The organism is Mycolicibacterium sp. XJ662 (genome assembly GCF_053484035.1).
On the sequence record NZ_JBEFTL010000001.1, the window covers coordinates 1398340 to 1424196 of the forward strand.

Annotated in this window: 20 protein-coding genes; 16 read left to right on the top strand and 4 right to left on the bottom strand. The window is 63.0% G+C overall.

What is annotated here, in order from left to right; all coding sequences use genetic code 11:
- The first annotated feature begins 438 nt into the window (after nt 1-438).
- The 3 genes from ABQE93_RS06600 to ABQE93_RS06610 are packed head-to-tail and all read left to right on the top strand — an operon-like array spanning nt 439 to nt 3006.
- Entirely contained in the window at nt 439-972 is a 534-nt protein-coding gene (locus tag ABQE93_RS06600) for a YkgB family protein (protein WP_448438052.1), read from the top strand.
- The gene (gene lpdA / locus ABQE93_RS06605) at nt 972-2390 is read left to right on the top strand and encodes a dihydrolipoyl dehydrogenase (protein WP_448411904.1); all 1419 of its coding nucleotides are present in this window, start codon (nt 972-974) and stop codon (nt 2388-2390) included. The genes ABQE93_RS06600 and lpdA overlap by 1 nt, the downstream gene beginning before the upstream one ends.
- Nucleotides 2391-2403: 13 nt before the next feature.
- Entirely contained in the window at nt 2404-3006 is a 603-nt protein-coding gene (locus ABQE93_RS06610; protein ID WP_448411900.1) for a GNAT family N-acetyltransferase, read from the top strand.
- A gap of 33 nt (nt 3007-3039) precedes the next feature.
- On the opposite strand, the gene ABQE93_RS06615 is transcribed toward ABQE93_RS06610, so the two are convergent.
- From ABQE93_RS06615 to ABQE93_RS06630, 4 genes are all read right to left on the bottom strand, one after another.
- Nucleotides 3040-4509, bottom strand: coding sequence for an MFS transporter (locus tag ABQE93_RS06615; protein ID WP_448411898.1), 1470 nt, complete (start codon nt 4507-4509; stop codon nt 3040-3042).
- A gap of 112 nt (nt 4510-4621) precedes the next feature.
- Nucleotides 4622-5011 (bottom strand): Rid family hydrolase, encoded by a 390-nt coding sequence (locus ABQE93_RS06620; protein WP_448411896.1) that lies wholly within the window; start codon nt 5009-5011, stop codon nt 4622-4624.
- Between the two features lie 27 nt (nt 5012-5038).
- On the bottom strand, nt 5039-6487 hold the full coding sequence (locus ABQE93_RS06625; RefSeq protein ID WP_448411894.1) for an NAD(P)/FAD-dependent oxidoreductase: 1449 nt from the start codon (nt 6485-6487) through the stop codon (nt 5039-5041).
- A gap of 283 nt (nt 6488-6770) precedes the next feature.
- Nucleotides 6771-8558: a sigma-54-dependent Fis family transcriptional regulator gene (locus tag ABQE93_RS06630; RefSeq protein WP_448411893.1), complete on the bottom strand. Its 1788-nt coding sequence runs from the start codon at nt 8556-8558 to the stop codon at nt 6771-6773.
- Nucleotides 8559-8961: 403 nt separating this feature from the next.
- On the opposite strand from ABQE93_RS06630, the gene ABQE93_RS06635 reads away from it, so the two are divergent.
- From ABQE93_RS06635 to ABQE93_RS06695, 13 genes are all read left to right on the top strand, one after another.
- Nucleotides 8962-11751, top strand: coding sequence for a helix-turn-helix transcriptional regulator (locus ABQE93_RS06635; protein ID WP_448411902.1), 2790 nt, complete (start codon nt 8962-8964; stop codon nt 11749-11751).
- A gap of 687 nt (nt 11752-12438) precedes the next feature.
- Nucleotides 12439-14730 carry a winged helix-turn-helix domain-containing protein gene (locus ABQE93_RS06640; protein WP_448411891.1) on the top strand — a complete coding sequence of 764 codons (2292 nt, stop codon included), beginning with the start codon at nt 12439-12441 and terminating at the stop codon, nt 14728-14730.
- Nucleotides 14731-15274: 544 nt separating this feature from the next.
- Nucleotides 15275-15838: a hypothetical protein gene (locus tag ABQE93_RS06645; protein ID WP_448411889.1), complete on the top strand. Its 564-nt coding sequence runs from the start codon at nt 15275-15277 to the stop codon at nt 15836-15838.
- A gap of 50 nt (nt 15839-15888) precedes the next feature.
- Entirely contained in the window at nt 15889-16854 is a 966-nt protein-coding gene (locus tag ABQE93_RS06650; protein ID WP_448411887.1) for an NAD(P)/FAD-dependent oxidoreductase, read from the top strand.
- A gap of 165 nt (nt 16855-17019) precedes the next feature.
- A complete protein-coding gene (locus ABQE93_RS06655) occupies nt 17020-17475 on the top strand; it encodes a DUF5709 domain-containing protein (protein WP_448411885.1) in 456 nt (151 codons plus the stop codon).
- Between the two features lie 156 nt (nt 17476-17631).
- Nucleotides 17632-18408, top strand: coding sequence for an SDR family NAD(P)-dependent oxidoreductase (locus ABQE93_RS06660; protein ID WP_448411883.1), 777 nt, complete (start codon nt 17632-17634; stop codon nt 18406-18408).
- A 39-nt stretch (nt 18409-18447) separates the two neighbouring features.
- Nucleotides 18448-18945: a peptide-methionine (R)-S-oxide reductase MsrB gene (gene msrB, locus ABQE93_RS06665; RefSeq protein ID WP_448411881.1), complete on the top strand. Its 498-nt coding sequence runs from the start codon at nt 18448-18450 to the stop codon at nt 18943-18945.
- Nucleotides 18942-19490, top strand: coding sequence for a peptide-methionine (S)-S-oxide reductase MsrA (msrA, locus tag ABQE93_RS06670; RefSeq protein WP_448411879.1), 549 nt, complete (start codon nt 18942-18944; stop codon nt 19488-19490). Before msrB ends, msrA begins: the two co-directional genes overlap by 4 nt.
- A gap of 135 nt (nt 19491-19625) precedes the next feature.
- Nucleotides 19626-20771: a transaldolase gene (tal, locus tag ABQE93_RS06675; RefSeq protein WP_448411878.1), complete on the top strand. Its 1146-nt coding sequence runs from the start codon at nt 19626-19628 to the stop codon at nt 20769-20771.
- Nucleotides 20768-22537 carry an aa3-type cytochrome oxidase subunit I gene (ctaD, locus tag ABQE93_RS06680; RefSeq protein ID WP_448411876.1) on the top strand — a complete coding sequence of 590 codons (1770 nt, stop codon included), beginning with the start codon at nt 20768-20770 and terminating at the stop codon, nt 22535-22537. Before tal ends, ctaD begins: the two co-directional genes overlap by 4 nt.
- Entirely contained in the window at nt 22530-24467 is a 1938-nt protein-coding gene (locus tag ABQE93_RS06685) for a transketolase (protein WP_448411874.1), read from the top strand. The genes ctaD and ABQE93_RS06685 overlap by 8 nt, the downstream gene beginning before the upstream one ends.
- A 48-nt stretch (nt 24468-24515) precedes the next feature.
- Nucleotides 24516-25115 carry a molybdopterin-dependent oxidoreductase gene (locus ABQE93_RS06690; RefSeq protein ID WP_448411872.1) on the top strand — a complete coding sequence of 200 codons (600 nt, stop codon included), beginning with the start codon at nt 24516-24518 and terminating at the stop codon, nt 25113-25115.
- Nucleotides 25116-25118: 3 nt separating this feature from the next.
- Entirely contained in the window at nt 25119-25856 is a 738-nt protein-coding gene (locus ABQE93_RS06695; protein WP_448411870.1) for a ferredoxin reductase, read from the top strand.
- Nucleotide 25857: the final 1 nt, after the last annotated feature.

The window sequence follows — 25857 nt, forward strand, 5'->3', positions numbered from 1 at the left end:
TAGCGGTGTCGTGCTTTCCGTCCTACCGGTCTCGAGGTGCGTCCCTTCCGATGCAGACTCAAGACGTTCGGTCGCACCGCCTCGAGTGCAAATCAAGTACATCGTCGGCTGCACTGCTTTTCCGCTCGTCATCTGTTGAGAGAGCTTTTATCGACGCGGGGTGAGGTGTCATCACCCGACGAATCAATTCACCCGGGTGAGCACTGAGGCCGCCCCGACCACCAACCCAAACGCAGCGAAAAGCCAGCTACAGGTGGACTATTCGCACCAGCTCGTGGCCTGCTGCAAGGCCGCGCTGCCGGGCAAGTTCACGGACGCATTCGTCGGACATTCACCCGGGTGAGATGGGTGCTGGGGTGGCGACAACTCACCCCGCGGGTGCACAGAGTGGTCGCTGACGAAGGCCGTATTGACCGACCGGAGATGAACGGAGACCACATGTCAGCCAACCTGGGCGTCGCGGTGTTGACCGATGGACTCAAAAGCGTGCGCACCACCACGGTCGCGGCGCTGATCGCGCGCTACGGGTTGGTGATCGTCATCGCGTGGTTCGGCGCCATGAAATTCACCTACTACGAATCACACGGAATCTCGCCCCTGGTGGCCAACAGCCCGTTGATGAGCTGGATCTACGACATCATCTCGATCAGCGCGTTCGGTCGGCTGCTGGGTCCGATCGAGTTGATCACCGCGGCGTTGCTGGCCCTCAAACCGTGGTTTCCCAAGGCCGCGGTGCTCGGCGGCCTGATCGCCTCGCTGTTCTTCGTGACCACGTTGAGCACCATGATCACCACCCCCGGCATCGGTGAAGCATCAGCCGGTGGCTTTCCGGTGCTCTCGGCCAACGGCCAGTTCTTGATGAAAGACATCGCCCTGCTGGGCCTGTCGCTGTGGCTGCTCGCCGACGCAATCGAAGCCACCCGCAAACCAAGAACCCTCACCACCCAACACCCCAACACACCGCGCTTATGATGCCGGGTGCGACACCGTCAGCCGGAGACCATTACGACCTAGTCGTCCTCGGTGGAGGCTCCGGGGGATACGTATCGGCTATCCGCGCCGCCCAACTCGGCATGACCGTTGGGGTAGTCGAGGAACGCTACTGGGGTGGAGTGTGTCTGAACACAGGCTGCGTTCCTTCAAAAGCGCTGCTGCGTAATGCTGAAATTGCCTCGGTCATCACCCACCAGTCCGAAGCATTCGGCATCAACGGCGAGGTGAGCTTCGATTACGCCCGCGCCGTGTCACGCAGCCGCGAAGTTGCCGATGCCCGTGTCCGCGGAGTGCACTTTCTGATGCGCAAAAACAACATCTGCGAGATCGACGGCCACGGCACCTTCATCAGCCCGCACAGCGTTCAAGTAAACCTCCGAAACGGAGGCCAGCACCTGTTGAGCTACGACCATGCCGTCATCGCGACCGGCTCACGCGTGCGCATGCTGCCCGAAGTTGTTCTCAGCGACAACATCGTCACCTACGAACAGCAGATTCTCAGCTCCGAACTGCCCGAGTCGATTGTGATCATCGGGGCTGGCAGCATCGGTATGGAATTCGCTTACATCCTGCACAGCTACGGTGTACGGGTCGAGATCCTGGAATTCACCGACCGGGTGCTGCCCACCGAGGATGCTGCTGTCTCACGAGAACTCCTGCGGCAATATCGGCGTCGCGGGATAACGATTCGCACATCCACCCGCGTAGAAGCTGTCATCGACCACGGCGAGTACGTCACAGTGAGCCATACCGGCGCTGACGGAACCCACGTCACCGCCCAGGCTGCACGGGCTTTCATCTGCGTTGGATTCTGTCCCAACGTCGAAGAACTCGGTCTTGAGGTCGCTGGTGTGCGGGTCAACGTCACTGGCGCTATCGAAATCGACGCCTACATGCGCACGTCCGCTCCACATATCTATGCCGTCGGCGACGTCACCGCTAAAGTTCAACTCGCCCATGTCGCTTCCGCGCAGGGCGTGGTCGCCGCGGAAACCATGGTGGGCGCCGACACTATGCCGTTGGACTATCCGATGATGCCGCGCGTGACGTTCTGTCAGCCACAAGTCGCCAGTTTCGGCTATACCGAAGAGCAGGCCCGCGCGGCCGGACACCGCGTCCGGGTCGCCACTTTTCCCATGCAGGCCAGCGCCAAAGCCCACGGACTCGGTGAGCGCGGCGGGTTCATCAAGATAGTTGCCGGCGACGGACATGGCGAGCTTCTGGGAGGGCATCTGGTTGGCAGCGAAGTCAGTGAGCTGCTCCCCGAGTTGACGCTCGCGCAGCTGTGGGACCTCACCGCCACCGAGCTGGCTCGAAATGTACACACCCATCCCACGCTCGGCGAAGGACTACAGGAATGTTTTCACGCCTTGACCGGGGCAGCCATCAATCTGTAGCGAAAGGATCAGCGTGGTTGAGCATCGCCATGTCGACGTGGACCCCGACTCGCGGCGGATACAAACTTCCCGACTGGTGTTGCGGCCCTGGCGCCTTGATGATGATGTCGCCGCGTGTGCGATCTACGGTGCGTCGGAGGTGGCTCGTTGGCTGTGTCCGGCACTGCCCAACGTCATCGACCGCAACGATATGAGACACATCTTGAGCGTTTGGATGGCCGAGAGTGACGTGGCCGGTTTGCCATCGGGACGGTGGGCGATCACCGACAAGCGAAGCGGGCAGGTGATCGGGGGAGTGGCCTTGCTGCCACTGCCGCCAATCCAAAGCGACCTCGAGATCGGATGGCAGCTTGCCCCCGCGATGTGGGGGCATGGGTACGGTGCGGAGGCCGGCCACGCTATTGCGCATCAGGCCTTTGAGTACGGGGGGCTCAGTGAGGTGTTCGCGGTCATGCGTCGGGGCAATCACCGCGGGACCGCCACGGCACGGCGCGTCGGCATGGAATGGGTCGGCGAGACCACGAAGTACTACGGGTTATCGCTACAGGTCTATCGTCTGAGTAAGGCCGATCTGGACCTTCCCGAGCCGGGCTGCACCGAGGTCGCAAAGCGTTGACTACCGGCCGGTATCCCTTCCGCGCGAGGACGATCACTGCGCAGACGGTGGTTCCCGCGGGGCCGAAGGCCCGCCGCCAAGGGCGGGTTGCGCACCGGGTCGGTCACGGCATAACGCCGCGATGTCGCAGGGCACAGGCTGACACCCCGCCCGGGCATTCGTGATCAACCAGGCGGCGCTCAACGCGCCCAACGCGAACAGGGCGGCGCTCACCTCTAACGCGCGGGCGAGTCCGTTGGCGCTCACCGTGCCGACACTGATCAGACCCAGCATCCCGATCGACATCAGCGCTGCCAGCCGCGAAACGGCATTGTTGATCGCCGACGCCAAACCGCTGTTTTCGATCGGCACGGAGGCCAACGTCACCGACACCAGCGGTGTGATGGTCGCGACCAGCCCTGTGGCCAGGACGGTCATCCCAGGGACGATGTCGGTGACCGCATGGAATCCATTGGGTTTCGGGCGGATCAGCAACACTCCGACCGCCGCCAATGCGGGGCCACAGATCAGAAATGAGCGTGGACCCACCCGCGCGGCGATGCGGCCGACATGACGGGCGAATATGAACGACATCAACGGAATCGGCATGGTGGCAAGTCCGGCCGCGGTTGCCGAGTAGCCGGCGACTTCTTGGACGTAGAGGGCGACGACGAGCGAGCCCAGTGTCAACGCGCCGTAAACGAACGCGGTGACAACGTTGGCGGCAGCGAAATTGCGAGAGGTGAATAGCGGCAACGGAAGCATCGGGTAGCGGCTACGTTGTTCCCCCTTCACGAACAGAACTAGTGCGGCAATCCCGATCACCAATGGCACGGAAACTCCGGGGTCGGTCCACCCCTTGCGTTGCGATTCGATCAACGCATAAACGGTTGCCGCCAGCGCTACGGTCGATAGAACCATCCCGGCGGCATCGACGTGCGCTCCGTCGACCCGTCCCGGAATCGGGCAGAGCCAAAAGGTCAGCGCGTAGCCGATCGCGATCGGTATCGCGGACAATATGAAGATCCAACGCCACCCGAGAAAATCGACGCACAAACCGCCCAGCAAGGGGCCCAACGCGAAGGCAGTTCCGGTCCACCCGGTCCAGACGCCGATTGCCGCCGACTGATGTGCTTTGTCGAAGATCGTGTTGATCAACGCCAGCGAACCGGGCACCAGAAACGCCGCACCCAAGCCTTGGATGAGTCGCGCGGTGATCAGCGTCGTCGGTGAGGTGGCGACCGCGGCCAGAACCGACCCCACCCCGAACGTCAACAGCCCGAAGCGCATCACCCGGACGCGTCCGAACCGATCCGAGATGGACCCGCCGGGCAGAATAGCGGCCGCCATGGCCAACAGGTAACCGTCGACAATCCATTGCTGCAAAGCTATGCCGCCGCCGAGGTCGTTTTCGGTTGCCGGCAAGGCCAGATTAATCACGGTGGCATCGAGGAACGCGACCATCGATACCATCACCGCGACCACCATTGCGCGGCTGGTCGGTGCCGCGTCGCGAAACCTCATCGCGGCCGCGGTTCGGCGAGCGCCAATGTTTGGGCGCCATCGCCGAGAACCTTTATGCACCAACGCATCGAGAGCACAGCCGGTGAGCGCCTGGCCGTGCCGCTTTGATCGCTCATGTCGGCACAATGGCGGTGACCTCGACTTCGACGCGAATGTCGGGCCACACCAGGCCGTCGATTATGCTGAGCATCGCGGCTGGTTGGTGTCGGACAATCTCCTTGCTCACAGTCAAATAGGCGGACACGTTGTCTCTGCTGGTGAGCCATTGGCGCATATAGACAATGTCGGTGAGTTTGGCGCCGGCCCTGCCAAGCGCGTTTTCGACGTTTGCCCAGCACTGCCGGGCTTCGTCGGCGAAGTCCTCAGGCAGGGTGCCGTCTTCGCGAAGTCCGGGCGTCCCGGAAACGAACAGCCATGTGCCACCGGCAGATACAGCGAGTGCATCGGCGTAGCTACCGATGTGAGCGGCCACTCCAGTGACGATCGGGGTGACGGTGGTCATTGTGAGACTCCTGTTTCTTTGATCCGGTCAGTCTTTGCGGGAAGTTGCGGGGTCGGCCGATGCCTGTTGATAGCGGAGATCATCGGCGAACATCTGCTCGTCAGTGGGGTGCATCGCTGCGGATGTCGACATGAATTCCTCGCTCGCGGAGAACTTCGCCAGCGCCGATTGTGCGAATCCGATCGACACCAAAGGGCGGGTAAACAGAGTGTTGGTCAGGTATCCAAACGCAACGGCCCACCTGTTGGCGTTGCTGGGTATGGCATACAGGTGGTAGAGCCGGGTCACGAACTTCGCAGCGAATCCAGACAGGGGTACGTTGAGCGGGTTAGCAACGGCAAACCCGGGACCCAGATCGACAACAGTCCCTAGATCGCGGTGTCGATAGTTGCGTGCACGGCCATAACCCAGGCTGGCGGCGACGTTTCGAGCGAGAACCTTGCCTTGCCGATTGGCATGCTGTGCTGTTGGTGGCGTAATCGTCCCAGGGTTGGTGATATCGGGCACGGCCGCGGCGTCGCCGCCGGCGTAGACGCCCTCGAAGCCGGGGACCTGCAGATTTGATCCGACTTTGAGTCGGCCTTTCTCAGTGGGCAGTCCCATGGCCGCGATGAGCGGGTTCGCGACGACGCCGGCCACCCATGCGACGGTGTAGGTGCCGATGTGGGTCCCATCGCTGAGAACGACATGATCGGTCGCAACGCTGGCAAGGGTGACGCCGACAATGATCTCCACGCCTCGTCGTCTCAGCACCTCCTCGGCTCGTGCTGCCAGCTCTGGGCCGAGTTCGGGCATCAACCTGCCCGAGCGTTCGACGAGTATCAACCGGACATCACCGGGTTCGAACCCGAAGTGCTGTACGGCGGCTGCGGCCATCGCACACAGCTGCGCAATGAGTTCTGTTCCGGAGTAGGAAGATCCGACGACCATGATGGTTCTGCGTGCGGCCGCGCGTTCGGGGTTCTGATCGATGCGCGCCAGCTCTAACTGTTCGAGGATATGGTCGCGGAGGTAGAGTGCCTGCGCGGTCGATTTAAGGCCCCGCGCGTGCTCGGCCAACCCGGGAATGTCAAACAGGCGACTGATCGAACCCGGAGTCAAGACGAGCCGGTCCCACCGGAGTTCGTGACAGTTGCCTTCCTGGTCCCGGCACTGGAGTGAACGCGCCGCCAAGTCCACCGAATCGACATAGGCCCGAAACAGCCGAACGCCCGGCAGCACGTCGATCAAGGGCACCGTCGCGAAACGAGGGTCAATCGCTCCACCGGCGACCTCGGGTAAGAGGGGTGTGTACAGCAGGTAGTCAACCGGTGAGATGAGGGTGACGGTCGCGTCGGAGCGGTGCCGCTTCAACAGCCTGCTGAGCCGGCGTGCACATTCGAAACCGGCGAATCCGCTACCGACGATCAGAACTGAGGGGGGCTGTCGGGTGGGGCTCTCGACCGTATCGGGGGCTCGTGTTCTGGTTCGACGCATACGATCTCCCGTTGTCGTGGTGTCTGGAGGGTGATGTGACAGGCCAGCTTCAGCCGCGTTGAGGTCCTCCGCGGCCAGCTGTTGTGGTTCTCTCGACCGACCTTGTCGTCGCACCGGGTGACTCGTCATCACCCGTGCGGCAGGTTCACCCGGGTGAGCCTGGCAGATGACAGCCAGCCCAATGCGGGCCCGAGCTGTGACGATCCACGCACGCGGGGCGAGCGGCAATCAACCGATGAACCGACCGCCCGGATGATCCGTCACGCGCAACGGGTTGCAGGTATTACTCGATGCCGTAGTCATTGATTTTGCGGTAGATGGTGGCCCGCGACATCCCGAGCGCGTGTGCTGCCATTGGCTTGTTGCCTCCGCTATCTTGCAAACTGCGGACGATCGCGTCCCGCTCCAGGGCTTCGATTTGAGTCAGTTTGCGCCGCGTGACGGAGCGGCATTCCGGGGGCAACTTATCGGCGCTGATGATGCCCGAGCGTTGGCGGGCAACAGTTTCGGTCAGGACCCGTCGAAGCTGCGACACATTGCCCGGCCACGGCAGTCTGCTGAGCTGACGCATCGCTTCAGCGGTCAGCTCGACATCGGCGCCCCGGGTGATTTCGCTCAGCAGCTGCGGCACGAGTTCCTCGAGGTCTTCGATTCTGTGTCGCAGAGCGGGGACTGTGACGGTATGGGTGAACAACGGCAGTAGTCGCTCATTGATTAGCGCCGAAGGTGTCGTGCTGCGCGTGGTTGCCGCGATCCACCCGCGGGCTGCGCGTGCCGCCAACATCGTCGTGATCGCCTCAATGGTGTCCTTATCGATGTCGTCCACGTTGGCAATGACCAGCGCGAAGTCCTCATCGCAGCACTCGGCTGCCAGCTCGGCCACGAAACCCGCTGAGGTCGGAAACATTTCGGCGCGTATGACGCGAACGGTTCGGCCGGGCATCACGTGCTGACCCGCCGCTTGGGCCAGTCGTGCGCGACCAGATCCTTTCTCTCCTTCGAGGAGCACCCAGGCTCGGTCCCGGCAGCATTCCCGCACCTGCTCGCGGCAGCGCAGCCACGCACTGTTGCGACCTGCCAGGCCAGGGATATGGGTGGGCGCCGAGCGGCTCATGCGTGCAGCGGGCGGGCTGGTTTCGCCGGATATTTCGACGTGGAACACCACGTTGATGCGCCCGTCACGTAACGTCGACCGATCGGCCGCGGTGACCTTTGCGGTGCGCCCAGTCGGCAAAACCACAACCACGGTGCCCGACAGCGTGGATGCAACCAGATCATAGGCGTGTTCGAGCACTGCCGCCTGCTCGTTGCCGTCGAGGATGCGACGTAGGAAGGGGTTCATCAGCACCACGTCGCCACCGATAGCGAGCACACCTCGCGAGGATCGCCGTGCCTGCCGCAGGTATGCCTCCAACAGCGCGGTCTCTCTCGCGCGCGCCACTTCCCGCATACGGTCCTCTATCTGGCGACTGGCGCTGGTAGCCAGCGCAAGCAGGAGCGGATCGGATTGGTCTGCCAGACAACTCAAATTCACCGCACCGATCAGCCGGCGCGTGACAGGGTCACGGATCGGTGCCCCCGCGCACGTGAACCCGGTGAACATGGCAACGTAGTGCTCGCCTCCACGGATGAATGCAGGCAACGCCGTCTCCAGTGTGGTGCCAATTCCGTTGGTGCCGGCCACCTGTTCAGCCAGGCTGAAGCCCGGCGCGAGACCCACCTTGTCCAATGCGTGAAGGATTGATACTTCCGCGGCGGTGCGTTCAACGACCACGCCGTTGGTCGACGTCAGGACTACGCTGACCGCTTGCGCCGCCAAATCGTCGGTGACGCTCTGCAGCACCGGAGCGGCCGCACGCGCCAACCGCGAGCCGCGATCGGGTTCGCACACGTAGGGCAGCTCGACACGATCGGGATGGACGTGCAGTTGCTGTGACCGACGCCAGGAGTCCAACACCGTGGGTGGCAAAACGCCCTCACCGCGTGGCCTGACGGCGTCAAGAGACCCCGAGGACAGGAACTCTTCCCTGGCCCGCTGGACTTTTGTCGTCGTGTCCGCCCCCGAACTCATCCTTCCATTACCTCGACTCCGGCTCGCTATCACGAAACGCCGGCTGCAACACCTCCCCGCGACAGGTGACTTGGTGCTCCCTGACTGTACGCGCGCGGGGGCGTCGGGTGAACCGAAATATTTGCCAGAAATGAAACCCGGGGCCACGACGGCCGGCCGCGGCGTCTCACATTGAGACGTTCACATGCGCGCGCGGTGCTGTCATGAGTAGCAGGAGTCATTAGATCGTTGGAGCGAAGAGGAGAATGACGGTGATCGGGCACCGGATGAGCGCGGGGAACGGGAAACTCTTTGATCCGTCGGCCGGATACGGGGCGACCCGCGCGGACAGGCGCCGCCTCTTCGATATCCGTCGCAGGTGGTGATTTGCGTGAGCGCGGTCGGGAAGTTCGGGAAGGTACGCATACCGCCGATTCGTGGTCGGGCGGACGAGTTGAAGGTGATGGCTGAGCTGATCGCCGGGGTCGCCGACGGACGCGGAGGTGTACTGGTCATCGAGGGGCCACCGGGCATCGGGAAGAGTCGCCTGTTGACAGAAGGTTTGTCACTTGCTGAAAAGGCCGGTCTCCGACCACTTTTCGGTGAGGCATTCGAGTACCAGCAAACGGTTCCGTTCTTCTCGCTGTTCATGGCGACCCTGCGCGCCGATCCGCCGGTCGGAGACGGGGAGGCTTTGCGTCGGCTGGGGACGTCATCCGATCTCCGGTTCTGGGTGATGCGTGATCTGCAAGCTGCCATATATGCGACGGCGTCGCGAACCCCGTTGATAATCCTGCTCGAGGACATCCATTGGGCGGATAACGCGACCCTGCTGGCGCTACGGTCGTTGGCCGCGACGCGGCCCGGGGCCCCGGTGCTGTGGGTGCTGACCGTGCGGACGGGTGCCGGCGGACCGGCTGTTCGTGAGACGTTGACCGCGCTGGAACGCGAGGGTGCCACGGTTCTGCGGCTGACGCCCATGACACCATGCGCGGTTGCCGAGATTGTGCAAGACGCCGTGCGAGCCAGCGCGGATGCGTCGCTGCTGACTCTCGCCGATAAAGCGCACGGCAATCCCTTCTTGTTGAAGGAGCTGCTGCGAGGACTGGACGAAGAAGGCCGGCTCGATATCGCCGCCGGACGCGCGGTCGCCGCCGGAGACATGTTGCCGCACCGGCTCACCGACACCATGCAGCAACGACTTGATCAGCTCTCCAACACTGCCAGCCAAGTGGTGCGGGTGGCGGCGGTGCTGCCGGACCAATTCTCGGCCCGCCTGCTCGCCGCGATGTTGGAACGTCCTCCTGCGGCACTTGCATCGGCGGTAGCAGAGGCGGTCCGCGCCGACCTACTGATCGACGACGGAGATCAGATGAGATTTCGGCACGATCTGTTGCGCGAAGCTACGCGGCAATCTCTGCCGCAATCGCTGCGCCGAGCGATGGAGCGGCAGTCTGTGACCGTCATGCTGGACATGGGAGCGACACCCGAGGAGGTGGCGACGCAGCTCGCTCGCAGTGCCGAGGTAGGTGATCAGGCCGCGATCGTCGCCCTCCGATCGGCCGCACAATCGGTAGCCGAAACGGACCCGAGCGCTGCTGCGGATCTGAGCAAACGCGCTTTGGAGCTCACCCCTGCTCAAGACCCGGGACGGGGTCCACTGGTGACCGAAACGATCGTGCTGCTCAACCGCGCCACACGTTACGACGAGGCACAAAAGTTGGCCAGCACCACACTGTCTGCCGCGGTGGCGCCCGAAGCAGAAGCCGAGATTCGCCTCCGGCTGCCGACGGTGACCACAGAGACGACCATGCGACACATCGAAGAGAACCGCCGTGCACTTCAGTTGCCCGACCTCAGCGACGTCACCCGGGCCCGTCATCGAGGATGGCTGGCGTACAACCTGGCGATGTACGGCCAACACGGACACGATCGCGCGGCAGCCAACGAAGCTGCAGCTGCGGCCGCGTGCACCGGCGACCTCGAGTCGCGCATCCTGTCCGGAATAGCACTTGCCTGCCTCGACTGCGCGGACGGAAACGCGGGCCGTGCTCTGCACCGCGTTGAGGAGCTTCAAACCTTGACCTCCGCCGACGATATGACCGCTCAACACCTCGCGGCGATCCACTTCGCAAATCTGCTCGTTGTCGTGGGACGGTTGGAAGATGCTCAGGCGCTGGTGGCGGACCGCGCAGAAAGAGCCCAGAAAGAACGCGACGGCATGGCGCTTCACATCTGGGCTTTGACCGCGGGGCTGGTGCAGCTGGCCGCGGGCCGGTTGTCGGCTGCACGTACCAGCACCGAGTGGCTGCCAACACCCGAGCGAACGGGATCGACATTCGTCAACGCCATGCGCATGCTCATCCTGGCGGAGGTGGCGGCGCACACCGACGATCGACCGTTGCTGCTGGCGACGCTGAGTCAGGCGCGCGATGCGTACGCCACCGGGACACCTGCGGTACGTCGCGGAGCGGCGGGCGCGTTGGGACTGGCGGCTTGGCAACGAAACGACGTTCATGAAGCGGCGCGCTGGCTCGGCAGCGACATCTCGCTGCTTCTGACGCCGTTCCTGCCGACCGTCTTGGATCAATTCACTTTGACCGCGCGGGTCGCGTCGGCCGCCGGTGATGCCGGCCTGCGTGCGCGCCTGTTGGATGCCGTCGACGTGTTCGAACGCGAGAGGTCCGGAGTTCTGCTGTTCGCCACAATCGCCCAACACACCCGCGGGATCCTCGAGCGCGACGTCGATGCGCTGACGGCGGTGGTGAGCACGCTCCAGTCGTCCTCGCGACCACTTCTTTACGCAAGCGCTGCCGAGGATGCGGGCTGTGAACTCAGTCGAGCACAACGCAACGATGAGGCGCGCGACCAGCTGAGCGCGGCCTTCGACGCCTACGTCGACTCCGAAGCGATCGTCGATGCCCGCCGAGTTGCCCGTGCTCTGCGTCGATTAGGCGTTGAACGGCGCGTCATCAGGCATCCGCGGCCCAGAACGGGCTGGGAGAGTCTCACCGAATCCGAGCTAAAGGTCGTTTCTCTGATCGCTCAGGGCGCGAGCAACCGCTCCGTTGCGCAGCACCTGCATCTTTCTCCTCACACGGTGAAAACGCATTTGCACAATGCCTTCTCCAAGCTCGGGATCACCTCGCGCGCTCAACTGGCACAACGCATGCGCCCACTCGAATTGAGTGGTCCTGCAGGTAAAACTGGCTAGGCATACACCGAACCCGGGCTTATAGATCATCCCTCGATCACGCGTTGGGCGATGGTGGCGGCGCCGCCCGAGCGGCAACGTAGTTGTCGAACTCTGGATCGTCACACCGATCAGGAGCCGGCGCCCAGAGCAGTCGCGCAAGGGATTGAGAACGATGATGCACACGGTGCTGGGAATGTTGATGATGGTTCCGGTGGTGTTCGCCGTCGGCGGGTACGCGTTAGTGTCCCGACGGCCATGACCGCGCTGGCCATGGCTGCTGTCCGACGACGCCGGGCCGGGCACCGGTGCCTCGCAGCGTCTCACGTTGAGACGTCCGCGCACCTCATATTGAGACGTTCACGGGCCGGACGCGGCGCTGTGATGAGTTGCAGGACTCAACGCAACGTCGAAACAAAGAGGAGAAGCAAAGTGGTCGGGCACCGGGTGAGCGGGGCTCACGAGAAACTTTTTGGCCCGTTGGCGGGACATGGGCCGGGCAACCTTAACGGGCACCGCGGTTCCGCGCCCGAAATGGTCGCGGGGAACCCATCTGATTCAATGGTGTCTTCGCGTTCACCGCGAACGGGTGTTGGCGGCCCAGCGGGGAAAGGTTGGGATGCCGAGAAGTCGGCGCCTTTCCAGGACGCGTCAACACCGAGTGTTCCCGCCCGGGCTCTCGGTACAACTGAGTCGCGGAACTCAAACATGGTCAGCTCAGACGGACATAGCGACAACGGCGCCGAAGAGGGCGCCGAGCTGGCAGTATTGCTAGCGACCAAACTGCACGTCCCGACGATTGGGAGCGAGCTCGTTCAGCGCGCCGCCCTGCTCGCCGCTCTGTCTGCGGCACGGCGCGAAAAGTTGACGTTGTTGAGTGCGCCCGCGGGATGGGGCAAGACGACCCTGCTGGCGCAGTGGGTTTCGGCTGCAGGCGCAGACGAGCGGTTCGGCTGGTTGTCGCTTGACTCCTCCGACAACGATCCGGTGTGGTTCTGGATGTACGTGATCGCAGCGTTGCAGAAGGTCAGTCCAGGGGTAGGGGAGCGCGCAGTTGAGCTCCTGGGAATGGGCGCTGACCCGGTTCAGGTCGTCCTGCCCAGGCTGCTGAACGATTTGGACACCGTTGACAGCCCGATGGTGCTCATTCTCGATGATTACCACCTGGTGGTTAGTCAAGCGGTTCAAGAGCAGATGACGCTTTTCATCAGCAGGATGCCGGCGAAGCTGCACTTGGTGTTGGCTACCCGTTCTGATCCGATGTTGCCGTTGGCGCGGTTGAGGGCCAGTGGCGAGCTTGCCGAAATGCGGAGCAGGGATTTACGTTTCGGCGCTGATGAGGCCGAACATCTGCTCAACGGTGTCCTCGGGTTGAACTTGTCTGCCGCGGATATTCAACTGTTGCAACGACGCACCGAAGGGTGGGCTGCGGGTCTTTACCTTGCCGCGCTCTCACTCGCCGGACGGCCCGATGGAGCCGAGCTCATCAGGACGTTTGCGGGCGATAACCGTCATATCGTGGATTACCTGATGGCGGAAGTGCTCAACAGTCAGCCACCGCAAATCCGCGACTTTTTGATTCACACCTCGGTTGCTGGACGACTCAGCGGTGCGCTGTGCGACGCGATACTGCAAACCTCAGGTTCAGCAACGGTTTTGGAGCAGATTGATCGCGAGAACCTGTTCTTGGTACCGCTGGATATGTCGCGTCGCTGGTATCGGTATCACCATCTGTTCGGGGAGTTGTTGCGCGCCGAGTTGCGTCGCACGGAACCCGGCCTCGTCGCAGACCTGCACCGACGAGCCGGGAACTGGTTTGAGGCGGAGGGCCTAGTCGATGAGGCGGTGCGTCACCTGGCCGCTGCGGGCGACGTCACGCGCAGTGCGAATTTGATCGCCGCAGACTGGACCAATGAATTCAACGGCGGCGGCTTGTCCACAATCTCTCGCTGGCTGGATCTCCTTCCTGACGAAGCTGTGGCACGGGATCCGCGGCTGAGCGCGGCGCGGGCCTGGATCGCGTTGACTATCAACCAATACGATGACGCGCGCTCGTGGATCGATGCGGTCGAAGTCGGGGCGGAGGCCGACAACATCAATCGTGGCGGCCTCGGCGCTCAACTGCTCGCCTTGCGCGAGGTGCACGCCTTCAAGACCGGTGACGTCGACACCGCGCTCGACGCGGCTCGCCAGGCCATCACCCTCGACTTCGATCACGCGGTGCAGGCGCGGTCGGCTGCCTGCGCGGTGTACGGGTCCGCGCTGTACTTCTCGGGCAGCATCGAAGAGGCCAAAAGCGCCTTCTTACAGGCCGTTCAAGTGGCTGAAACGGTTGGCGACCGGCGCCGCCGTAGCTATGCGCTGGGCTATCTTGCGTTGATTGCGGCGGAGTCTGGTCAGCTGGCCGATGCCGAGCGTCAGATTCGACTCGCAACGGGTTTCGGTACCGACCCCAAGGGCGGCGAACACTTTGTGAACGAGCACTTCGTCAACGCGATGGTCCCGTTGGCGGCGGCGACCGTCCTTGCGGTGCGCGGAGACGGAGCTGCGGCCGCGAACGCGGCTGATCTGGCCGTCAGTTTGGCCCGCAAGGGAGCAGGTGTCCTCGAAATCGCCAAAGCACTCCTTGTCAGAGCCAAGATCCTCGAGGACCTCGGCGAGCACGACACGGCGGTGGTGAGCCGCGATGAGGCGAACATGCTACTTCGAGGTTGCGCGGAAAATGGTGTCGCACATACGTTGCTGACCGCCGATCAGCACAGCAAGGCCGTCGCAGTGCGTCCCCGCAACCAAGTTGACACGTTTACCGAAGAACTCACCGCCAAAGAACACGAAGTTCTTCGGCTCCTAGCCACTCGGTTGTCACGCCGCGAGATCGGGCAGCGGCTTTACGTCTCACTGAACACCGTGAAGACCCACCAACGCGCCCTATACCGAAAACTCGGTGTCGAGAACCGCAATGCTGCGGTCGTCCGCGCCCGTGAACTCGGCCTGCTGTAACCGCAGCGAGCACATGCAATCACCCGGGTGAACTGCCGTTCGGGGTGATGACCAGTCACCCCGCTTGACGGAAGTCTCCTAGGCAACAGCACGCGGCCAATCGCAACCACACCGGCACAACAAGGGCCTGACGGCCGCACATCGCGACGACCGGACCATTGGCGATCGAAGAAGCGCAACTGGTCCTGCTTCGTCAAGTCCGCGAAGGAAAGAGCATGGACTCACACATCCAAGATCGAGAACCACACAGGGCTACGGTCATGAGCCGCCCTACGGCCGTTTGCGCAGCGATCGATCATCAAAAACCCGCGTCGCTATGCGAGTTAGCGTTCCTTGACAACGGATTCCGCTGCGATCAAGCGGCGACGGCATATGTGGAATTCCACATGGTCGGTTACTGCCGTCGCTTCGACTGTGACGCGTATGGAAACGCGTGCGGTTTCGTATGTGCTGACCATCTGGATGCGCTGGACTACACCGCGCACTGCATAGCGGCTGAGATGGAGCCCACGCTCCTGCAGCGCCTGTTGAAGAGGGAGGCTCGATGCCCCTCATGCGGCAGAAGGCTTTTGAGCGCATCCGACATCCTGCAAGCCGTGGTGACCCGCTGATGACGAACACCTGGTCCGCCGGCATCAATTCGTGGTTGCGTCGCTACGGCGTACGCCGAGAGGCTTCCTGGCCCACAGACCTCGCAACCTCCCCCAGGCGCCCCGAACCGTGCAAGCTCATCGCCCGGCCTTCTGTGACGACGAAGTCAGGCCGGGCGGCCGTCTCGGACGCGAACATGGCGTGGGGCCTTGCCGATGCCGCGGATCTATGTCTGACGGGTTATGAACGCACGATGACATTCGTCGAATTGGGTTGCAAGGAGTACCTTCTCGTAATCAACCGGATCCTCAACACAGTGGTGCAGAGCCGGACAACTTTGCCGTCGACGGTTCTAGATATGCTGACTCGTTGGTTAGACGGGTACGTTGGCAGCCCTGACGAGCCGCAGCTTCGTGCGCAACTTGCGCAGATCCGCGCACAACGGCAGGAGCCGAAACCCATCCGCGCTCATCAGGCGCAATGTGCCGAGGTGCGCAGCACCGCTGCATCTGCGTGAACGCTCCTCAACAGCGTGTCGCGCCCGGTCCGATCTCCCACCATGCCTCGATGCACGGCATCGAGCGGCTTCGCGACGTCATCATCGTCGGCTCAGGTCCTGCGGGCTATACGGCGGCGGTCTACGCCGCGAGGGCCGGGCTCGATACGTTGGTGGTGGAGGGCAATGTGGCTGGCGGTGCCCTTCTGGCCGCAGGGACGATTGACAGTTATCCGGGCTTCTCACAGCCTGTTTGCGGGTCTCGGCTGGCCCGCATGATGCGTACACAAGCGCAAAGTGCCGGCGCCGAGTTCCACGCCGGCGACGTGGAAGCGTTCGAGCTGAAAGGTGCGGTCAAGTCTGTCGAGGTCAACGACGAGTCGCGACAAGCGTGGGCGCTGATTCTCGCGATGGGCGCTGTCAACCGTCGCCTCAACGTGCCCGGCGAGCGTGAGCTGCATGGACGCGGTGTAAGCGCCAGCGCGAAACGCGACGGTGACAAGTTCGCCGGCCGCGAGGTAGCGGTCGTGGGCGGTGGGGATGCCGCCGCCGAAGAGGCTCTGTTCCTCGCGCCGTTGGTCCGCCGGGTGACCATCATCCACCACCGACCCCGACTTCGCGCATCGGCAACCGTGGTTGCCCGCCTGCGCGCCCAGCCCAATATTGTCGTTCTGTACTCCACAGAGGTAGTCGCGGTGAAGGGTCGACACCGCGTCACCGGCCTACGTGTGCGCCAGGCGTCCACGACCTCCGAGTACGACATCGATCTGGCGGCGGTATTCGTGGCCATCGGCCAGACTCCACGGTCTGATCTGTTGACCGGACTGGTTGACCTCGACGCCGGTGGCTACGTTGTGACCCGCGGTGAGGGCACCCATACCAGCGTCGACGGAGTATTTGCCGCCGGAGACCTGACTGACCGTCGGTACCGCCAAGGAGTTACCGCGGCCGCCAGCGGTTGCCGGGCTGCGATCGATGCGCAGCGCTGGCTTTCAAGCAAACCCCGCCCGCTGATGCGCTCATTCCCAGGCGCTTAGCAATTGCGCTCCTCGTGGGTCTCACCCGGGTGAATACCGCGGCGGGTGACGACGGCTCATCCTATTGCGCGCCATCATCATTGACCGAAACAAGGCGGGCATTCGAAATAGGGCAACTGACCGCCCTGGGCGGGCTGGCCGCGATAGGGAACGGAGATTGCACCGATGGATAAGTTCGAGTTCGATGACGTGACAGCCCATTTGCTTGAGCCAGAAGAAAGCCTTGACTCCGAGCAGACCGGTATCGACCTGGACGAAGGTTACTCACCGCCGGAAAGCCCACGAGAACTGGGGAGTTGGGGATTGACCGCGAATGAGGCGCGCATGCGGGAAAGTCTTACGCGCCGGTTGGCCCGTGAGGTGCCCGACGTGACCGACCGATGGGATGGCGACGGGATCGGCGATAGCACCGACAGCGATGGCGAGCCCCTCGATGATCAAGTGGGTGGCGGGCGTGCCGGTCGACTCGTGGCCCTCGGCGTCGACCCCACAGATCCCACGTCTGATTACCGCGCCCACGATGTCGGGATCGACGGCGGGGCCGCATCGGCGGAGGAAGCCGCGATACACATCGTCGGCGACGAGGACGCCATCGAACCTCCAGGGTCGGGACAATGGTGACCTCGGCGTCTCATGTGTCTGTCCTCACCCGGGTGAAAGGCGCTAGCGGGTGAAGACAGCTCACCCCTCGAAGGGCCAGGCTTTCGTCTCGACAGACCTGAGCGGCGTTTCGGCGCTGCACAGCCAAACCATCAGTGCGGAAAGGCAGTTCAGCGTATGGACGCAGAGTTCGACGGTAAAAAGATCATTGTTGTCGGCGGCAGTGCCGGGATGGGCCGTCAAGCCGCGCTCGACGTCGTGGATCGCGGTGGCAGCGCGGTAGTCATCGGACGATCGCCGGCTCGTGTCGACGACACCGTGGCCGAACTGACGAACCGCGGGGGGAAAGCCTGGGGAATCGTTGCTGAACTGGGCGAGCGATCCGCAGTTGCCAATATCCAGAGTGAAATATCCGACCAGCACGGCGATGCAACCCTGATGGTCAACGCCGCCGGGTACTTCATTCCAACGGCGTTCCTGGACTACGACGCCGAGGCGTATGACTCCTACCAGAGCCTGAACTACGCATTGTTTTTTCTGACCCAGACAGTGGTCACCGGAATGGTCGCCAACGGTTCAGGCGGCTCGATTGTCAATATTGGCGCCATGTGGGCCCATCAGGCGATTGGTGCTACGCCGTCGTCGGGCTACTCCATGCAGAAGGCCGGACTACACGCCCTCACACACAACCTCGCCATCGAACTGGCACCTCACCAAATCCGTGTCAACGCCGTCGCGCCCGCAGTCGTGAAAACGCCGCTCTACGAGCGATTCATCCCCAAGGACGAGATCGACGCCACGCTGACAACGTTCGCGCCACTGCACCCGCTGGGTCGCATCGGCACACCCGCCGACGTGGCGGGCGCCATCACCTTCCTGCTCTCCGAAGAAGCGAGCTGGATCACCGGCGCCATCCTCAACGTTGACGGCGGCATCATGGCCGGCCGCAACTAACCCTCGTAGCAAGCACCGCACTCACTTCAAGGAGCACCTGTGACCCACGACTACCACAAGAATCCGGCTGCGATCAAAGCCTTGGCCCCCGAGCAGTACTACGTCACCCAGCAGAGTGGCACCGAGCGTCCCTTCACTGGCGAATACCTCGACAATCACGAGCCGGGTATCTACGTCGACGTGGTGTCCGGTGAGCCGTTGTTCGCCTCAGTCGATAAATTCGAAAGCGGCACCGGGTGGCCGAGTTTCACCAAACCAGTCGACCCCGAAAACGTCATCGAAAAGGCCGACCACCGTCACATCATGGTGCGCACTGAGGTGCGGTCGCGTCACGGCGACAGCCACCTCGGCCACGTTTTCAATGACGGGCCGCCATCCGAGGGCGGTCTGCGCTACTGCATCAATTCCGCGGCGTTGCGCTTTATTCACCGCGACGACCTCGAGAACGAGGGTTACGGAGGCTATCTACACCTCTTCGGCCACGCAGAAAGCCCGACGCTGGAGGCCAATTCCGAACTTACGGAGCCGCGACCATGACGGCCAATACCGCGATCCTGGCGGGTGGATGCTTCTGGGGTGTCCAAGATCTCATCCGGGCACTGCCCGGCGTGATATCGACACGTGTCGGTTACACGGGCGGTCACAACGACCAACCGACCTATCGCGATCACCCCGGCCACGCCGAAGCGGTCGAAATCACCTACAACCCTGCCGACACCGACTACCGCGCCTTGCTGGAATTCTTCTTTCAGATCCACGACCCGACGACGACGAACCGCCAAGGCAACGACGTCGGCACCAGCTACCGTTCGGCCATCTTCTATCTCGACGACGACCAGAAACGCATAGCGCTCGACACCATCGCCGATGTTGACGCATCTGGGCTGTGGCCCGCACCGGTTGTCACCGAGGTCAAGTCGGCCGGGGTCTTCTGGGAAGCAGAACCGGAACATCAGGATTACCTGCAGCGCTACCCCGGCGGCTACACCTGCCACTACGTGCGCCAGGAATGGAAACTACCTCGTCACAATGGATCTCGCCGCACAGAGCAGACGACGGCCGACAGGAGCCACCATGATTGAACGCGACGCCGCGCGGCGCCATCACATGTCGGCGTGCGACCGACAGGTGCTTGCCGCCGCGTATGTGCCGGTCATGATCTTTGTCGCTGCATGCCTGTGCGCTCTGTGGCTACGTCAATCACGGGGAGTTCTGCGATGACGCAAAACGCCGCTCTTCGCGCGCTGTCAGCAGCTGGGGTATCGGTTTGGCTGGATGACCTGTCTCGCGACCGCCTGATTTCAGGCAACCTACAGCATCTGATCGACACCAGAAGTGTCGTCGGCGTCACCACTAACCCGACGATCTTTCAGCACGCGATCGCGCACGGCGAGGCCTACACTCGGCAGCTCACTCAGCTGGCTGAACGCGGCGCTGACGCTGAATCGGCGATTCGCACAGTCATCACCGACGACGTGCGGACAGCTTGCGACGTGTTGCGCCCGCAGTGGGAAGCCTCCCACGGTCTGGACGGACGCGTGTCGATCGAGGTGGATCCACGGTTGGCGGATGACGCCGAAGCAACGGCCAGCCAAGCCGCCGAGCTGTGGAAGATCGTTGACCGACCGAACCTCCTCATAAAGATTCCCGCTACGACGGCGGGAATGTCGGCGATCACCGCCACTGTGGCCGAGGGCATTTCAGTCAATGTCACGCTGATATTCTCCGGCGCGCGGCACCGTCAGGCGATGGATGCTTATCTGGCCGGGCTAGAAGCCGCACACCAAGCCGGCCGCGACCTGAGCAAAATCTACTCGGTGGCTTCGCTCTTCGTGTCCAGGGTCGATACCGAAGTCGACGAGCGGTTGGAGGCTATCGGCACCCACGCGGCCATGGCGCTGCGCGGACAGGCGGCAATCGCCAATGCCCGGCTGGCCTATGCGGCGTACCGGGACGTGTTCGAAGCCGGCCAACGTTATACCGCACTCAGTTACGCCGGCGCCCACGTGCAGCGGCCGCTGTGGGCATCCACCGGGGTGAAGAACCCGGCCTATCCCGAGACGAGATACATCACCGAGTTGATCGCACCCAACACCGTGAGCACGATTCCAGAACGCACGTTGGAGGCCCTCGCTGATCACGACGTCATCGTCGGTGACTCCATCACCGGCACGGCCACCCACGCCCAAACGGTGCTCGACGCCGTCAGCGCGGTCGGTGTCGACCTGGCCGATGTCTTCGCGGTGCTCGAAAACGACGGCGTTGCCAGGTTCGCCACCGCCTGGCGCGAACTGCTCGACGCCTACCCCACACCAGCGGAGGCCGCGAAAGGTGCGAACGGTAGGGGAGAACCGGACCATTGACGATCCAGGCCCCCGTCATCGGAGAAGCGCAGCCCCGGCGTCCCTTTCCGGCCCGCCTGGGCCCGAAGGGCACGCTGCTCTACAAGCTGATCACCACCACCGATCACAAGCTGATCGGCATGATGTATTGCGTCGCCTGCTTCATCTTCTTCTTCGTCGGCGGGCTGATGGCGCTGCTCATCCGCACCGAACTCGCCGCACCGCAACTGCAGTTTCTGTCCAACGAACAGTACAACCAACTGTTCACCATGCACGGCACGGTGATGTTGCTGTTCTACGCGACCCCGATCGTGTTCGGGTTCGCCAACCTGGTGCTGCCGCTGCAGATCGGTGCGCCCGACGTGGCCTTCCCACGTCTGAATGCGTTGTCCTTCTGGCTGTTCCTGTTCGGCGCGCTGATCGCGCTGGGCGGCTTCGCTGCCCCCGGTGGGCCAGCCGACTTCGGCTGGACCGCATACACCCCGCTGTCGAATGCGGTGCACTCGCCGGGCGCGGGCGGGGATCTGTGGATCCTGGGTCTGATCGTTGGCGGCCTGGGGACCATTCTGGCTGCGGTCAACATGATCACCACCGTGGTGTGCATGCGCGCCCCGGGCATGACGATGTTCCGGTTACCGATCTTTACCTGGAACATCTTGGTGACCAGCGTGATCGTGCTGGTGGCGTTCCCGCTGTTGACCTCTGCGCTGTTCGGACTGGCCGCGGATCGACACGTGCGCGCGCACATCTTCGACCCGGCCAACGGCGGTGCGCTTCTCTGGGAGCACCTGTTCTGGTTCTTCGGGCATCCTGAGGTGTACATCATCGCGCTGCCGTTCTTTGGCATCGTGACCGAGATCATTCCGGTCTTCAGTCGCAAGCCCGTCTTCGGCTACACCACGATGGTGTACGCCACCATCGGCATTGGGGCGTTGTCGATCGCGGTGTGGGCGCACCACCTGTATGCCACCGGTGCGGTGCTGTTGCCGTTCTTCTCGTTCATGACGTTTTTGATCGCGGTGCCGACCGGGATCAAGTTCGTCAATTGGATCGGAACGATGTGGACGGGTCAGCTGACGTTCGAGACGCCGATGCTCTTCTCGGTCGGCTTCCTGGTGACGTTCCTGCTCGGTGGGCTCACCGGGGTCCTGCTGGCCAGCCCGCCGATCGACTTCCATGTCACCGACACGTACTTCGTTGTCGCGCACTTTCATTACGTGTTGTTCGGCACGATCGTGTTCGCCACCTATGGCGGGGTGTACTTCTGGTTTCCGAAGATGACGGGACGGTTGTTGGATGAGCGGTTGGGCAAGCTGCATTTCTGGCTGACCTTGATCGGGTTTCACACGACGTTCCTGGTGCAGCACTGGCTCGGCGCGGCCGGTATGCCGCGGCGCTACGCCGAGTACCTGCCCACCGACGGGTTCACCACGCTGAACGTGGTCTCCACTGTCGGCGCCTTCATCCTGGGGATCTCGGTAATCCCGTTCATCTGGAACTTGTTCAAGAGCTGGCGCTACGGCGAACCGGTCACTGTCGATGATCCGTGGGGTTATGGGAACTCGCTGGAATGGGCGACCTCCTGCCCGCCGCCGCGGCACAACTTCACCGAGCTGCCGCGGATCCGCTCGGAGCGGCCCGCCTTCGAGTTGCACTACCCGCACATGGTCGGACGGTTACGCGCCGAATCCCACGTGCACCTCACCCGCCGCAAGACGTGTCAAGACGATGCGGTGGCGGTTCCTGATGCAGCCACCACTACCGCCGAGGAGGACGTCCGTGAGTGAACTCGTCGAAGGATGCATGGATACTTCGAGAGTCGGCCGGCTGGCCAAGCAGCTGCGTGTCGACGCAATCCGCGCCAGCACCGCTGCCGGTTCGGGACACCCGACATCCAGCATGTCGGCCGCCGATCTGATGGCCGTGCTGCTTGCCCGTCATCTGCGTTACGACTGGCAGCAGCCGTACCACCATGACAACGACCATTTCATCTTGTCCAAGGGGCACGCCTCCCCTCTGCTGTACGCAGCCTTCAAGGCCGTTGGTGTCATCACCGATACCGAACTGATGACCGGGTACCGCCGTTTCGGCTCGCGTTTACAGGGCCACCCGACGCCGGTGCTGCCGTGGGTCGACGTAGCCACCGGGTCGCTGGGCCAGGGGATCGGCAACGGTGTCGGTGTCGCTTTGGCCGGAAAGCTCCTCGACGAGTCTCCGTTCCACGTGTGGGTGTTGTGCGGTGACAGCGAAACCACGGAAGGGTCGGTGTGGGAGGCGCTGGATAAAGCCGGCCACTACGCATTGGCGAATTTCACCGTCATCATCGACGTCAACCGGCTCGGGCAGCGCGGTCCCACCGGACTGGGTTGGGACCTGGGGACCTACACGCGACGCGTCGAAGCCTTTGGGGCGCGCGCCATCACCGTCAATGGCCATGACCTCGAGGACATCGACCGCGCGCTCACCGCGGCGCGGAAGGCTCAAGCGCCTACTGTTATCCTCGCGAAAACCGTGAAGGGGCGCGGATTCAGCGAGGTCGAAGACCAGGAAGGCTGGCACGGCAAGGCCTTTCCGCCTGAAATGGCAGCACGTGCCCTAGCCGAACTAGGCAGCATCGATGACCGCATCAGCGTCTCCGGACCCAAACCTGCGCTGCGACGGGACCAGGCACCGGAAACCCGCACACGCCGACAGACCAGTGCGCTGACACCACCGCGCTACGCGCTGGGTGACAAGGTCGCGACCCGTACCGCCTATGGCGTCGCGTTGGTCGCGCTCGGTGCGGCTAATCCCCGCGTGGTGGCGCTCGACGGTGAAGTCAGCAACTCAACAGGCGCGGGAGAATTCGCTGAGCACTACCCGGATCGGTACTTCGAGATGTTCATCGCCGAGCAGCAACTCGTCGCCTCAGCCGTCGGACTGAGTGTCCGCCACTACATTCCGTTCGCGTCGACCTTTGCCGCGTTTCTGACGAGGGCGCACGATTTCACCCGCATGGCCGCAATCTCACACGCGAACATCTGCTTGGTCGGGTCCCACGCCGGCGTGGAAATCGGGGCCGACGGCCCATCTCAGATGGCATTGGAGGACTTGGCGATGATGCGGTCCGTCCATGGCGCGACCGTTCTCTATCCCAGCGATGCGACGAGTACCGTCGCGCTGGTCGACCACATGGCCAGCGCCGGGGGAATTCGCTACTTGAGGACCACGCGCGGCGCTTACCCCGTCCTCTACGAGCCGACCACGGAGTTCAACATTGGTGGCTCCCATGTGTTGAGATCCAGTGACGCCGACCAGGTCACCCTGATCGGTGCCGGCGTCACCGTACATCAATGCCTGGCCGCGGCCGAATCGCTGGACCGCGACGGAATCGCTGCGCGTGTCATCGACGTGTACTCCATCAAGCCGATCGATCGGGACACGCTGCTCGACGCCGTACGCGATACCAATGGACGCCTGGTCATCGCCGAGGACCACCACCCCGAGGGCGGCCTCGGCTCCGCAGTTCTTGAAGCGCTGGTCGGCGACGACACGCCGGTACTTCGTTTGGCCCACTTAGCCGTGCGCATCCTTCCGGGGTCGGGCACAACCGATGAGCTGCTTGCAGCTGCGGCGATCGACGCAGCGGGTATCGCAACTGCGGCACGGCATCTCTTGCAAGACAACGGGCGTCAAGATAGAGCCGAGGCCCTAGAGGTGGACCGTACCCGGTGCTGATTACGGCAGCATCCATGAACACCGAGTGAGCCGCAACAGGGAGGATCGATGACAATCGTCAACAAGGGTTTTCGAGGGCGCGGCGATGAATCGTCCCGTGCGCTGCCGCCAGGGCAGCATGCAACCAGGGACTTCCCAGTGCTTCAGGCAGGGCCGACTCCGCGCATAGACCTCGATGCCTGGCGCTTCACAATCCGAAGCGACCTGGGCGCTGAGCACACGTGGTCGTGGGTTCAGCTTCAGGGATTGCCCAGCGAGCGAATTACTGTCGACATTCACTGCGTCACCAGTTGGTCCAAGCTCGATACCCACTGGGAAGGCGTCTCGCTGGATGTGCTTTTTGAATCTGTAAGTGCTGCGGGAGATTTTGCGTTGATAGGTTCCTATGGCGGGTACACCACCAACATCCCGACGGCCGATCTCGTCGGCGGTAAGGCGTGGATCGTATACAGCTACGAGGACGAACCGCTAACGGGCGCGCATGGCGGTCCGGCACGACTGCTGGTGCCTCACCTGTACTTCTGGAAATCCGCGAAGTGGGTGCGATCTATCGAGTTGCGTGACAGCGATACACCCGGATTCTGGGAAGGCCTCGGCTATCACGGCTACGGCGACCCATGGCGAGAACAACGCTACGCCGGAGATTGACCCGTGAACGACGGTACGACTCCGAAGCTGCACTGGCAGGTCGCGCGGGTAGTTGACTCGACACCGGAAACTGAATCATCGCGCACGATCGGGCTTTCCGTACCTAGCTGGGGTGGGCACGTGCCTGGCCAACACGTCGATTTGAAGCTCACCGCCGAGGACGGGTATAGCGCGCAACGGAGTTACTCGCTTGGCAGACCGGCTGACGACCGCCGCATCGAGCTGACTGTACAGCGAATAGTCGGAGGAGAGGTCTCGCCCTACCTCTTCGCAATGCGCCCCGGTGATGAGGTCGAAATTCGTGGACCCATCGGGGGCTGGTTTGTTTGGCGGGAGGGGGAGGAGACCCAGGTCTTGTTGGTTGCTGGTGGCTCGGGCATCGTGCCGTTGATGGCTATGCTGCGACAGCGGATAACGTTGGGCAGAGCCGTAGTTCGGCTGGTTTACTCTGTGCGCAGTCCCGGTGACGTTTATTACGCCAAGGAACTGGCCGAGCTCGAGCGCGACTGTGGGTGGCTGCAGGTGGCCGTGGTCTTCACCCGGGTCGCGCCGAAGCCGGGGAGACCGCCGAGCCGCGTCGGCGTCGGTGATCTGGTAGTGCCCGGGTGGACGCCTGGTGATGGTTTGCGCGTCTACGTGTGCGGTCCGACAGATTTTGTCGAATCGGTGACCACGAAGCTCATCGAGCACGGGCATTCGCCATCGGCCATCCGGACCGAGCGATTCGGGCCGAGCGGCTAAC